The sequence below is a fragment of the Neiella litorisoli genome (genome assembly GCF_014773395.1).
GTDB lineage: Bacteria > Pseudomonadota > Gammaproteobacteria > Enterobacterales > Neiellaceae > Neiella > Neiella litorisoli.
In genome coordinates, this window is record NZ_JACXAF010000023.1 from 44,902 (window position 1) to 58,132 (window position 13,231).

Genomic DNA, 13,231 nt, shown 5'->3' on the forward strand with positions numbered 1-13,231 from the left:
AATTCAATGTGTCGCCGAAAAAAACGGCAATTTATTGACTCGATTAGCGGCCTTCTGCTTAAGGCCATAAAACACTGAAGTTGGAGGCTAGAAATGGCTCTTACCGTACAAACCAACGTGTCGGCTCTGAATTCGCAGAGAAATCTGAACCGCACCTCTGAAGATCTGAACACGTCTTTGACTCGGCTGTCTTCTGGTCTTCGTATTAACAGCGCACGAGATGATGCTGCAGGTCTACAAATTTCAAACCGTCTGACTTCTCAGATTAATGGTCTGGGAGTGGCAATCCGAAATGCCAACGATGGTATTTCGATGTCGCAAACTGCAGAAGGCGCATTGCAGGAATCGACTTCGGTACTGCAACGGATGCGCGACCTGGCAATTCAGGCGGCAAACGGCTCAAATAGTGCGAGCGATCGAAAAGCGATTCAAGAAGAGATCGCCCAGCTGCAAAAAGAGCTAACTCGAATCGCAGAAACCACCACTTTTGGTGACCGTAACCTGCTTGACGGTACCTTTGGTACTGAATCCTTCCAAGTGGGTGCCAATGCCAATGAAACCATCGAAGTTGCGCTGGCAGCATTCCGCGCCTCTGACATGGGCTCTTATCAGCAGCAATTGAGTGTCGCCTCGAACGCCGGCCAAGTTGTTACCGCTGGTTTGGGTGGTATGGTCATTGCGACAGCTGCATCAAATACTGCAGCGCCGACCAACACTGTGCTTGATAATGGCGTTGGTGTTGGTGATGTCACTATCACCAGTAATGGTAATCAGGTCGCAGCGACCATTACGGCCAATGATTCCGCCAAAGACATTGAAGATTCCATCAACGATGTTGCCGGTGAGACTGGGGTAACGGCCGATGCTCGGACCAAAGTGCTGCTCAGTGGCTTCTCCGCTAACGACACCATTTCGTTTAAGCTGATTGGCGACAACGATGACGATATTCTCGACGCTAAAACCATTATTGCGGTTACCGGACCAAACGGTGAATTAAGTGGTTTGGCTAATGAAATCAATAAGGTTTCTGGTGATACAGGGGTCACGGCAAGGGTTAACTCCGATGGTAATATCGAATTAACCAGTGAACGCGGCGATGATATTGCCATGGTCGATTATCGAAGTAAAAACGCAACCGATCTCGATGTGCAGGCATATGAATACGATGGCACCACCTTTGCCGGGGCCGCACAGACTGTCGCAGGGGGCGCAGGTAGTGTCACCATTGCCGGTACCGTCAGACTTGATTCGTCAACTTCATATACGGTCGATGCAACGGGTAATACGCTGGTTGGTTCGTCAGATGCAACAGGCTTGTATGGCGCGGCGATTGCATCCAACGTATCTGGTTTAGCCCAAGTTTCTGATATCGACGTCGGAACAGCAAAAGGGGCGCAAGATGCCTTGGCCGTTATCGACGGCGCGTTGAACTATATTGACAGCTCGCGAGCGCAGCTCGGTGCGGTACAAAACCGCTTAACGTCGACGATTTCGAACCTCGATAACATTATCGAGAACCAGAGTTCTGCTCGCAGTCGAATTCGCGATACTGACTTTGCTGCTGAGACCACAGAGCTGACAAAAAATCAAATTTTGCAGCAGGCTGGCACCTCAATTTTGGCGCAAGCGCAACAATTGCCACAAGCGGCACTGAGTTTGCTGCAAGGTTAAGTTAAATCAGGTAAAAAGGCAGCTGGGATGGCTGCCTTTTTATTTTGGAGTATTGAATGCTCAAACCGGGATGGCAACAGGAGTTTGGCCAACTGGCCGATTCTTGTATTCGTTTATTGTCGGAATTAGCTGAAACTGCCTACAAGCAGGGCAGCGTCACTCGCTTACGCGCAACGGTCGAGTGTTTATTAAAGCACGGCCATTGTGATGACCAACACCTGATCCACTTAGCTGAAGCCGGACTTAAAACCAGCCGTCCTCAACTTGCCGAATTTGCCCTTGGCAAACTCATCGAACGTTCTCCGCAACAAGCCGATTACTTACTTCACCTTGCTAGTGTTCAAGCTGCGCAAGGCCAGTTCAGTCAAGCACTTGCTACCCTTGAGCAAGTTCCACAGCAATTTCACCAAGCGCCTGAGTTTACTCAGCAACAGGCTGATATTCGCTCTCGGCAGCAACAGCAACTGGAATTGCGTCAACTGATCAAAGACGTGTTAGTCAGCGATGTTGCCGCAGGGATGTCGGATCAAGATTTTGAAACCCACGGCCAGTCAATTTTGCAGGCGGCGATCAATCTTCAGGATCATCAGGCAATCATTGATGTGACCGTCGCGCTGAGTAAACGTCTGCCGTTAGAGCAAGAGTTGCTCATTCAGTTATGTCAAAGTCTCGAGCAAACTGACAATGACCAATGGATGGGGCGGTTCGTGTTGGCTTTGAGCGGTTGTGGCCAGTTCCCGCATCTGATCCGGTTTTACCTTGAGTGGATGTTGAACCGCAATCGCCAAAGTAGCTTAGTAGCCAGCAAGCCGTTGCTGCAATCGATCGTTGATCGTCATCATCCAAGTCATGTCGACGTAGTGGCTGTTTTGTTAGCTCTCAACAATGATTGGAAGGAATTTGGCCAGTGTGTGGATTTGGCCATGCAAACCATGACCAAGCCACCCGTGCTATTTCGCTATGCGGTGAGTTATTGGTTGCAAAATGGCCAAGCCGACAAACTCGAACCCTGGCTACAGCAAGCCGAAAATCTGACAGCCAATGAACTCCGATTTTTTGCCGCTGCACTGGAAGGGCAGCGGGAGCATTTGAGCACTCGCTTAGAGCTGCTTCAGCTGGCCTATGGCAAGGCCAATAATGATGCCAATATTCTCAATGACTTGGGCGATGCATTGCTCCACACCGGCAATAGTGCCGAGGCGATTCAGTGCTTCTTCAAAGCCATTAACAATGAGCAAGAAGAAAGCTTTTATACCTGTTACAACCTCGCAGTGACATTGCAGGCCGAAGGCGATAATCGCCAGGCATTTGACTACTTTAAGCGAGCGATCGCGGTTGATCCGCAGCAATGGCCAAGTTGGAAGCAGCTCTGTCATTTACTGGTCAGCTCTGGCACCTGGCAAATGGCCTACGATGTGGCTCGCTATTATTTGTCCGAGCATGAAGATGACGCCCAAATATGGGGGCATTTGGCGACCGCAGCACTCAAGCTCAGCCAGATTGCAGATTCCCGCACTTACATTGAGCAGGCGCTGAAATTAAAGCCAAACGGCAGTGGTCCATTGACCAATTTAAGCCTTATTGAGATGGCTTGCGGCAATATTTCAGAGGCATTCGCCGCTAATCAGAAAGTTCTCATGAGTAGTTCGGCGCCGGATATGGTGCGCCAGAATGCGTTATCCAATATGTTGTTTTGCGGCAACTATGATCCCAATAAATCTGAGGCTCAGCTCTATAACATTTATCGCGCGGTAACGGGTCATATGCCGCGACAACAGTATTTTCCCAAGGTGCAAGATTATCAGGGCCGGCGTATTCGGATCGGTTATGTGTCTGCGGACTTAAAGATGCATCCGGTGGCGTTTTTTGTCGAAGCGCTATTTGAACATCATGATCGCAGCCGATTTGAGATCTTTGCCTACTCGGGTGTCGGTATGGAAGATCATTATTCCGATATGCTTCGCAAGCACGTCGACCATTGGAAATACATCGGCAAGACGCCCGACCAAGAATTGGCCGAAATGATCATTGAAGATGGCATTGATGTGTTGATGGATCTCAGTGGCCATACCGATGGCAACCGATTGAGCCTGTTTGCGTTGAAACCTTGTGCGGTGCAAGTGAGCTGGCTCGGGTTTGCCCACACTACAGGGATGCGGCAAATGGACTACTTCCTTGGTGATGAGCAATTGACGCCGCCATCTTGCGATCGTTATTTCGCTGAGAAACCCTATCGCCTGCCGCGCGCTTCGTATTGTTTTACACCCAATGTGCGTTTTCGTGATTTTGTCCCGACAATTTCGCGTCGGCCAGACAAAGAGCCGCTGGTATTAGGTAATCTGGGCCGAGCTATTCGTTTTAATACGCCGGTATTGAAGTTGTGGAAGCGAGTGTTAGATGCGGTGCCAAATAGCATCATTAAAATCGACAATCCCAACTTCAAAGATCAAGAAAGCCAGCAAATGATGCGGCAACGCTTTGCTGAGCACGGTATTGACAATGACCGTTTGTGGGTCGGTTTTACCTCTGATTATTGGCAATCCATTGTTGATATTGATATTGCCTTGGATGGTTTTCCGCAAAATTCAGGCACCACCTTATTTGAATTCCTTTGGTGTGGGACGCCCGTGGTGTCGCTCAAAGACCGACCGTCAGTGGGTCGTTTGGGCGCTATGGTGCTCCATGGTATCGGCCGAGATGAGTGGATTGCCGATACCGCCGAACAGTACATTGAAATCGTCTCGCAGCTTGCTTCGGATCGTGACCAATTGCACCAAATTCGCAGCGGCCTGCGGCAGCAATTTCTTGATTCTGAGTTATGTGATGGGCCAGATTTTGCCCGTGCTGTAGAAGATGCCTATGTGGCTATGTTGAAGGAGAAATCCGCTGATGACAGTCATTGATAAGCAAATGAAAGCGGTGATCTTGGCCGGTGGCCTAGGAACCCGCATTAGCGAAGAATCGCACTTGAAGCCAAAACCCATGATTGATGTCGGCGGCAGACCTATTCTGTGGCATATCATGAAAATATGCTCCCACTATGGCATCAATGATTTCGTCATTTGCCTTGGTTACAAGGGCTATAAAATCAAAGAGTATTTCAGCAATTACTTTTTGTATAACTCGGATGTCACCTTCGACTTTCAATCCAACAGCATGGACGTCCACAATAAGCACGCTGAGCCATGGAAAGTCACTTTAGTTGATACAGGGGATGATTCGGATACGGGCGGCCGACTGCGGCGAGTTCGCGATTACCTTGGTGATCAACCTTTTTTATTTACCTATGGTGATGGTGTTGCCGATATTAATATCGAGCAGTTGGTGGCATTTCATCAATCCCATGGCAAATTGGCCACCGTGAGTGCGGTGCTGCCTCCGGGGCGTTATGGTGCACTTGAATGCGATGGCGATAAGGTCAACGGTTTTCGTGAGAAGCCGCGCGGCGATGGTGGCATGATCAACGGTGGCTTCTTTATTTTGAATCCGGCAGTCGTCGATTACATTGCCGATGATACGACGTCATGGGAGCAGGCACCGTTAAACAACTTGGCAGCTGATGGCCAATTGCAGGCTTACCGGCATGACGGCTTCTGGCATGCGATGGATACCCTGCGCGACAAAAACCATCTAGATGGCCTATGGAAATCGGGTAAAGCACCATGGAAAGTTTGGCCGTAACGGCAGATTTCTGGCGAGGAAAACGGGTTGTTGTCACCGGCCATACCGGTTTCAAAGGTAGCTGGCTGGTCGCTTGGTTGACCAAGCTGGGGGCCAAGGTGACGGGGCTCTCATTGCCGCCAAACACTTGTCCGGCACTGTTTGACTTGCTCAGTATGGCTGCCAAGGTTGATCATCAGCTGATTGACATTCGTGATGCTGACAAGGTTCAGCAAGCGCTCACCGCGGCAAACCCTGAAGTATTATTCCACCTCGCAGCGCAACCCCTAGTGATTGATAGCTACCAGCAGCCCGTGCAGACGATGGCAACCAATGTCATGGGCACAGCTCATGTGCTCGACGCAGCTCGCCACTGTCCGGCGCTTCGAGCCGCGGTGATCATCACCACGGATAAGGTGTATCGGCCGGTGCCGAATGGCGCGCGCCATGTCGAGAGCGATCACTTGGGAGGGCATGACCCCTACAGTGCCAGCAAAGCCTGCACCGAATTGTTAGTGGATAGTTTTCGATCGTCTTTTTTTGCGAGTGATCATGCTGCTCAAATTGCCACCGTTCGCGCTGGAAATGTCATAGGTGGCGGCGATTTTGCAGAGAACCGGTTAGTGCCAGATATTTGTCGGGCGTGGGCGTCGGATCGCCCAGTTGTGATCCGCCAGCCCGCTGCGATTCGACCCTGGCAGCATGTACTTGATGCGCTGCATGGCTACTTGTTGTTGGCCCATGGTTTGTGGCAACAACAGGGCTTGGACCGAGCCTGGAATATTGGCCCAGCGGCAACCGATATGTGGCCTGTTGCGGAGATCGTTGAGTACATGCAAACCTTATGGAATGGGGCAAAAGGCATGAAAATCGAAGCAATGGAGTATCACGAAAACCCCAGCTTGTTGCTTAATAGTGATGCAATTACTCAAGCAACGGGCTGGCGTCCGGTATGGGGCTTGTCACAAGCCCTCGAACAGACCACTCGTTGGTATCAGTTATGGGCTGATGGTCTTGATGTCAACGATTTGACCAACTGCCAAATTGAACAATTCATGAAGGATGCAACACGCTCGTGAAGCAAGAATTTTCGCTTGAACCCCTGCCGTTGGCGGGGGCATTTCGTATTCGCCATAAAGTGTTTGCCGATTCGCGTGGGATGTTCAAACGTATTGGCTGTCATCAAGCCTTACTTGAGGCTGGCGTGGATGCGCAACCGCGTCAGGTGAATTGTTCGATGACCCCGCAACAGGGAACGGTCAGGGGAATGCATTTTCAGTTGCCGCCCGCTGCCGAAGTAAAAATTGTCAATTGCTTCAATGGCGCGCTGTTTGATGTGTTGGTCGATTTGCGTCCTGATTCTGACACCTTTTTACACTGGTATGGAGAGCGCTTAACGGCCGACTCCCACACCAGCCTCATTATCCCTAAAGGCTTTGCTCATGGCTTCCAAGCACTGACCGATAATGTTTTGATGATGTATTTGAACAGCACCGACTACAGCCCAGAGCTCGAAGGCGGGCTGCATCCCCAAGACCCAACGCTTGCCATCGAGTGGCCGTTGCCTGTCATTGGTTTGTCGCAGAAGGATGCCGAACGAGCATTCATTGATAACCAATTTGGCGGCATTGTGTTAGCTGAGCATGATTAGCTGAGTCGTGGCTTAAATCTATGAAAATAGCAATAACCGGTGCGTCAGGATTTATCGGCCAACATGTCTTGCAAACACTATTGCAGCAGGGCCATGAAGTGGTGGCGATTGTCCATGAAAGGCCGATTGCGGTTGGTCACCCACGCTTATCAACTGTCAATCTATCACTGGCGCAATTAGCCCAATCTCCCCTTGCTTTTGCTCGGCTTCACCAGCCGGATGTGTTGTTGGATTTGGGCTGGCAGCACCTTGATGACTATGATCACCAATCTCATCTGGCCGAACAGCCGCAGTTACATCAGGCATTGGTGGAGAACTTAGTTCGCCAAGGTTTGCCGCGTGTTGTTGGCGTTGGTACCTGTTTTGAATACGGTGACGTTAGCGGCGAAGTCGGTGAAGAGCATGCTTGCCTGCCGTTGCAAAACTACCCTCTCGGTAAGTTGCAATTACTGCAATCGTTGCAACAACTACAACAGCAAATGGCATTTTCATTGTGTTGGCTGCGGCCGTTTTATGTCTATGGTTTGAACACTGCAAGACCAACATTGTTTAACGCCATTAAAACTGCGTCTGAGCGAGGAGATGAACAATTCATACTTCGCACACCGAATGCGTCGCACGATTTTATCGAGGTCTCAATGTTGGCCGATATGATTGCACGGATAACGCTCGTGGGGCAGGATGATGGCGTGATTAACTGTTGTCGTGGGCGCTTGCGGACGGTCCAGCAAGTGGCAGATGCGTTTGTTGAAGAACATCATCTGCCTATTGAGCCAGTATCCGGCGCCAATCCAGCTCCCGCTCCGGCGAACCCATTTTTTGGCGCAGTTGGCAAATTACACCGCATTTTGCAGCGCTCTACTGAATCATTTTCTGGAGAACAATAACTATGCCTGTGCTCGTCAATGGCAAGCAACATTTACTATTTATCCATGTGCCCAAAACCGCTGGCACATCAATGGAAATTCTGTTTCAAAAAAGTGGTTGGGGCGTTGGTTATGTTGACTATGGTTTGCAGGGCACCCTCAACCATTTACGGCCTTGCTCGCCGCAACACATGCATGCCGAAATGTTGCAGCAGCAGTTTGTACTGCATCAGTTTTCCGGCATTTTTATGATTGTGCGCCACCCGTACGCGCGTTTCCGCTCTGAATATTGTTTTGCTAATCAGAACAAACTGGATACGTCAGCAGCTGCGGTAGAAGCTTGGACCCGCAAAGTAATGAGCGTGTACGCTGCTAATCCCCACATTCTTGATAATCATATCCGCCCCCAACATGAATTTTATCTGCCTGGCGCATCGGTTTATAAACTGGAAGAAGGGTTTGAAAAAATGAAAGCCGACTTGTCGGCCATGTATGGCATTCAGTTTAGCAATGAAGATGTTCGAGAAATGACGCGAGAGAAACAGCACGGCTTTTCGTCATCGGATGTCGAATTGAATGATAACGTCAAAGCCATGCTCGATGTGTTCTATGCCGAGGATTTCATCAAATTTGGATACGAGCGAAGCGAGTAGTCACAGCTTTTAATGACAACCAAGGCCGCAGTGGTGGCAGCCTTGGTTGTTGTCCTCTCTAAACCTGCAGCCAATCTTCGACATCAATGTCAAACTGCCGCCCTAATTGGTCGGTGTCCTGAAAGTAAAAGCCGCGTAAGAACTGTCTTTGTTCAATTGATAACTGTGTTTTATGTGGCTTTTTGTTGACCGGTTTGCCCGGAATTTGCTGATGCTCGACGCCGATGAAATCGAATACGCGATTCAAGGTGTCTTGGTGCCGATAAAGCAGATCGTCGTGCTTGAGCAATAACAATTGGTCAGCAGAAAAGTACTTCAGCACATTTTGTAGTTGTTGTGCGTATAGGCCCCGCTCGAGCAACCCAGGTTTAACCGGCTGCAAGCTACGATAATCATCAATCGCAAAATCTAAGAAATCGACGTCGCCTTGAAGCACATTGTTTCGGAACAACATATTCCAATGAGAATTGGCCCGAGCGATTGGATCCCTGAGTAAACAAATGAGTTTCATGTCGGGGTTGTAACGGGCAATGGCAGCCATCGCATGTTCGTAACGCAGGTAAGCCGGTGTGGCCTCGCCACAAGCAAGGGTTTGTTCCGACGGCTGAAACTGCTGTTCGAGCAAACTGTAGTCGTGATTTTGTTGCTCATCATAAAAGTAATGCAGTTCTTTTTTGTCCGCGGGCATACACACCTCAGCGTGTTGTCGGAGGAAATAGTCCAGCGCGGTGGTGCCGCACTTTTGTGCGCCGATAATGACAAAATTCAGTAGCGGATGAGATTGGTTGAGCCGCTTTGGGGTTTTCACTGCAGGTTTGGTCGGCAACTGGCTGCCAACGCCGAGCGAATCGATAGGCGCAATGTGGGTGGTTGCAACAGGTGCTGAGGTATTGCTCGGTTGCGCTGGTTGTTGCCAATCATTGAGCAGTTGTTGCTCGGAATAATTAGCCATGCTTGGCGCCGTTGCGAGCACCGTATATGACCTTGCCTGCTGACTGGTAAATGTTGCCATTGCAGGGATCTCAGCCGACTCCGTGGAGCTGTGCTCAATGACCAAGGCACTATCAGAGGATGTGGTTACGACTTTGGCCGCGCGCTGTAGGAGATTTTCCAATCGTCGCTTTTGCATCAGCGCTAATATTTGGCGGCGTGGTAAATCAAGCAGGTGAGCGACTAGGGTCTGTCGCTGCGCAACGCTGAGGTCATCCTGTTTCGGCGGCTTCGCTTTGCTTGGGTGCTCAACCAGTATTAGATTGTCGGCGCCAAGCAAAGTCAGCTCCGACAAGTTGTAAATTCGCAACAAAGCCGCTACCGCAAACGGTTTAGCTGGTATCCCAGCCAAGTGAAACAATACGACTTTTTGACCACAAGCATTCAGCGCGGCGGCAGTTTCGGGCGTTAACGGCTGATGATTAAGATCGACCCAGATGAGGCCATCGCAAGCTGCGACTTGTGGGCTTTGTAAGTCCAGTTGACCGGCATCATTTACCGGACAGGAAACAAGCTCGCCAAGTTCGGCAGCAGCCAATGTATCGATCAAGTAATCGGGACAGGCCCAGCGCTGATGCGCCGATTGTTGACCCAGTAAAGGACGCAACGATGCTGTATTTGGCAACAGTTGCAGGGCATTGTCATCGTCGATCTGACCCAGATAACGATATGCTTGGCAAAGCAGCTGCAATTGCTGCTTCGATGATTTTTTCTGGTAGCCCTTGAGTAAGGTTGCTAGTTCAGGTTCAAGTAATTGCTCGTCGTAGACGCGCTTGCCAGCTAAGTGGTTGTAATAGGCAACAAGCTCTTTACGATACACTTGCCCCCAAGGACGACGTAACAAATCGTCCATGTTGCTGATACTCAGGCTCAAGCCACCATCAATCCAGCGGACGTTGGGGAATTGCTGCCGTAATTTGAGCATCCAGTAGGTGCCAATCGTTGCGGCTTGCAGCAAAACCACCCCATGATTGTCAAACCGTTCAAGCGCAGCAACAATCTCGTCTTCAAACATGTGACGCATACAGCAGGTATTGGATGGGTGAATTTGAATGTGTTCAAAGCGCGGTAGTTTGAACAAACTGCCCAGCTCTTTGAGGTAGCCAGGCCCTACCAGCAATACGTTTTCTTGTTGCAGACGGTCAATCAGTTGATCAAATGAGAAGTCATGGATCGCCAGTTTCAGTACGAGGCCACCGTCATTATTGATCGCCTCTTTTCCCACCATAGACTCTAGAAAAGGAACCGATTTTTCTGGCGAATGTGGGGTACCGAGAATGGCGTTGTCATTGGGCCACGCACTTAAGCCGAAATTTAAGCTTAAGCTCGGATCTTGCGCCGCCAGCGCTTGTTTTAATAGCACATCGAGTTCATCGACCAAGCCATCTTCCCAGTAGCGTCGCGGGCTATTGCCGTTGCTTTGCTGGTATCGGATATCTGCCTGAATCTTTTGTTCTATCGTTTCGGGCCAATCAACACCGGATAACGATTCAGCCAGCTTTTCCCAATAACCATGATTGATCTTGGTATAGGAAAAATTGGGGTATTGGTCATATTGCTCAATAAAACGATCGAGTGCTTTTTTCACGATGTCGTTAACCTGTTTTTTCAGCGTTACTTTTTGTCTTCAATGAAATGTGGCTTATTTCTGATCTCGGTGATTTTCCGATGCAGTTTGCCTCGGCGCTCGCGCTCTGCTTGCGGGATTGTCATAAACTCTGGCTTCTCGTAGGGTTCAACGGCGCTCAATTGTGCTTCTAACTCGATAAAGTCACTGTCGTTTAAACGGTCATATATTGGGTTGTAACCCAATGAGGCCATTTCATCCCAGCATAGGTATTCGATGAATTTGATTTCATCTTGGGTGAGCCGCTTTTCAAAGGTATTGAAGTTGTTTTGCATCAGCGGGTTACCAATATTGCGCCAGTCAATGGCAACACTAGAGCTGGATTGGGTTTCCTGCTTTTGGTGAAAATTCAGCATATCCGGATGAAAGTCGATGCCCAACAGCGCGCAGGCGTGTTGCAAGGTTTGTTGCGGTTGCTGCAATAGTGACTCGTAGCTGAAACAGGGGACTTTATCGGCGCCGATTTCATGGCGCATGGCGGTGTAGCCATGTTGGTCTTGCTTCCAGGTTCGTGCCGCTCGGACAACGCCGCCGCGAATAGCAAAACCTTGCTTCCAAGACGAGGCCATGTCGCGTGGATCGCGCATCATGTAGAGGTACTTCGCATCGGGAAAGTAACGTCGGATATAGCTGGCATAGCTGTAAATTTGATTTTCTTTGAGCAGGATATGCTGTTTGCCATGCAGTTCACGCTCTTGTTTGTAGATCGCACTGAGCAGACTTGGAAAGTCGCCCGGTTCAGCAAAGTCCGCGATCATCTTGTTATCTAAGGTTAAGCGCCACGCTGAATTTTTGAGTTGAAAAAGCTCTAGCGTGTCTTGGGTCAACTGTTGCCATGATTGTTTGAGATTGCCGTATTTCCATAGATTAGGAACCATGATCTGAGCAAGGTGACTCGGGCTCGGGCCGCAAACATCAGGGTGAGCATCAAAGATTTTGGTGATTAAATTGCTTCCGCTTCGCTCGGAGCACATTAAAAATATTTCGGACACAGTTGCTTTCCTTCTAAAGCACGTTGGAGCCAACGACTGGGTTGCAGTCGTTGGCTCGGCAGTGAAATTGGTAGGCGTTTAACAAGCGACTCATATCGGTATCGCTCAGCACTTGCTTTTGTTTGGCATGAAACTGCTTGACGCCGCTGTACTGTTCGGGAATTTGATAGTCGAGGCTGGCTAGAGTTTGTCGCAATTGTTGATAGAGCGACTCTGGCGCCTGACAAAATTCATCGTAATCAATGTCTAGCGCGTGAGAGAGTTGGCCCAGCTGTGCGCGAATCGATCGATTGGTGTAAAACACTTGGCCAGCGACTTGATGGAAGTAATCCATGGTGGCTAGCTGTTGATATTGTTTGGGTTTGACGGACCACCATTGCTCTCGGCAGCCATGATATTGCTCGCGGGCCAGCAGAATCGACTGCATATTGTGCTTCACGGACCGGTGACAGTGAATAATGACTGCGCTTTTCAGGTAGCGGCAAAGCGAAGCGAGATTGAATTGAGCCATCATAGCTTTGGTCACAAATGGCTTTTCAAAGACGTCCTGAATACTAAATAAACCCTGGCACATGCCTTGCCAGTCGACCGCTGCGACTTCCTCTTTGGATAAGTGCGTTGGCATGTAGTGGTGGATGTACTGGCGGAAGAAATGCTGAAACTCGCAGGTAGCCAGAGCACCGCGGCTTTTACCGAGGTCGGAGTTAAAATTGACGGTCGAGCGGAGATCAGTGAAATCACCGCTTGGATCGCATTGTTGCTCGAACAACATCCGCTGAACCAGTGCGCCAATGTGTGGCGCATAAGCAAATCGATTAAGAACGTTGCTCGGATAGGCAAATAGCCCTAACGAGGCGAGCCACTGAAGCATCAGGGTGGTGCCGCTACGAGGCGCACCGACGATTAATATCGTTGGCCATTGGGTTTGCTGATGGTGGACCTGCTGTTGCTTTTGAACTGGGCCGAGCAGCGCGCTCAACTGGGCAATCACGTGTTCAAGCTGGCTGTAGTTGTGTTCGGTCATATCACGCTGTTTATGCTTCAGGAGACAGCTGATTCTGGACGTTGCCATCAACAGTCATGGTTTCGGACATCCTATCACCTCATGTAGTTAGTGTACT

Annotated in this window: 10 protein-coding genes; 7 read left to right on the forward strand and 3 right to left on the reverse strand. The window is 49.7% G+C overall.

Translation table 11 applies throughout. The features are described from left to right. The first annotated feature begins 93 nt into the window (after positions 1-93). From IC617_RS15510 to IC617_RS15540, 7 genes are read left to right on the forward strand one after another with little or no spacing between them, the layout of a single operon-like run. The gene (locus tag IC617_RS15510; RefSeq protein WP_191145899.1) at positions 94-1,671 is read left to right on the forward strand and encodes a flagellin N-terminal helical domain-containing protein; all 1,578 of its coding nucleotides are present in this window, start codon (positions 94-96) and stop codon (positions 1,669-1,671) included. A 56-nt stretch (positions 1,672-1,727) separates the two neighbouring features. After that, positions 1,728-4,574: an O-linked N-acetylglucosamine transferase family protein gene (locus tag IC617_RS15515; RefSeq protein WP_191145900.1), complete on the forward strand. Its 2,847-nt coding sequence runs from the start codon at positions 1,728-1,730 to the stop codon at positions 4,572-4,574. Beyond that, a complete protein-coding gene (gene rfbF, locus IC617_RS15520; protein ID WP_305080177.1) occupies positions 4,561-5,352 on the forward strand; it encodes a glucose-1-phosphate cytidylyltransferase in 792 nt (263 codons plus the stop codon). Before IC617_RS15515 ends, rfbF begins: the two co-directional genes overlap by 14 nt. Then, positions 5,334-6,410 carry a CDP-glucose 4,6-dehydratase gene (gene rfbG / locus IC617_RS15525; RefSeq protein WP_191145901.1) on the forward strand — a complete coding sequence of 359 codons (1,077 nt, stop codon included), beginning with the start codon at positions 5,334-5,336 and terminating at the stop codon, positions 6,408-6,410. The genes rfbF and rfbG overlap by 19 nt, the downstream gene beginning before the upstream one ends. After that, positions 6,407-6,982 (forward strand): dTDP-4-dehydrorhamnose 3,5-epimerase family protein, encoded by a 576-nt coding sequence (locus IC617_RS15530; RefSeq protein WP_191145902.1) that lies wholly within the window; start codon positions 6,407-6,409, stop codon positions 6,980-6,982. Before rfbG ends, IC617_RS15530 begins: the two co-directional genes overlap by 4 nt. A 20-nt stretch (positions 6,983-7,002) precedes the next feature. Continuing rightward, entirely contained in the window at positions 7,003-7,869 is an 867-nt protein-coding gene (locus IC617_RS15535) for an NAD-dependent epimerase/dehydratase family protein (protein WP_191145903.1), read from the forward strand. 2 nt (positions 7,870-7,871) lie between these two features. Continuing rightward, a complete protein-coding gene (locus IC617_RS15540) occupies positions 7,872-8,501 on the forward strand; it encodes a sulfotransferase family 2 domain-containing protein (RefSeq protein ID WP_191145904.1) in 630 nt (209 codons plus the stop codon). Between the two features lie 58 nt (positions 8,502-8,559). Here the strand turns inward: IC617_RS15540 and IC617_RS19120 are convergent, their stop codons facing one another. Genes IC617_RS19120 through IC617_RS15555 form a run of 3 tightly spaced genes read right to left on the reverse strand, consistent with a single transcriptional unit; the run spans position 8,560 to position 13,134 of the window. Further along, positions 8,560-11,079, reverse strand: coding sequence for a sulfotransferase domain-containing protein (locus IC617_RS19120; RefSeq protein WP_191145905.1), 2,520 nt, complete (start codon positions 11,077-11,079; stop codon positions 8,560-8,562). A gap of 26 nt (positions 11,080-11,105) precedes the next feature. After that, a complete protein-coding gene (locus IC617_RS15550) occupies positions 11,106-12,110 on the reverse strand; it encodes a sulfotransferase family protein (RefSeq protein ID WP_191145906.1) in 1,005 nt (334 codons plus the stop codon). Positions 12,111-12,123: 13 nt separating this feature from the next. Next, positions 12,124-13,134 carry a sulfotransferase gene (locus IC617_RS15555; protein ID WP_191145907.1) on the reverse strand — a complete coding sequence of 337 codons (1,011 nt, stop codon included), beginning with the start codon at positions 13,132-13,134 and terminating at the stop codon, positions 12,124-12,126. Between the last annotated feature and the right edge of the window lie 97 nt (positions 13,135-13,231).

Bases quoted from the DNA above. Each gene is read 5' to 3' on its own strand.
- rfbF (WP_305080177.1), top strand. From the start codon at position 4,561: ATGACAGTCATTGATAAGCAAATGAAAGCGGTGATCTTGGCCGGTGGC.
- IC617_RS15540 (WP_191145904.1), top strand. From the start codon at position 7,872: ATGCCTGTGCTCGTCAATGGCAAGCAACATTTACTATTTATCCATGTG.
- IC617_RS15535 (WP_191145903.1), top strand. From the start codon at position 7,003: ATGAAAATAGCAATAACCGGTGCGTCAGGATTTATCGGCCAACATGTC.
- IC617_RS15510 (WP_191145899.1), top strand. From the start codon at position 94: ATGGCTCTTACCGTACAAACCAACGTGTCGGCTCTGAATTCGCAGAGA.
- rfbG (WP_191145901.1), top strand. From the start codon at position 5,334: ATGGAAAGTTTGGCCGTAACGGCAGATTTCTGGCGAGGAAAACGGGTT.
- IC617_RS15555 (WP_191145907.1), bottom strand. From the start codon at position 13,134: ATGACCGAACACAACTACAGCCAGCTTGAACACGTGATTGCCCAGTTG.
- IC617_RS15515 (WP_191145900.1), top strand. From the start codon at position 1,728: ATGCTCAAACCGGGATGGCAACAGGAGTTTGGCCAACTGGCCGATTCT.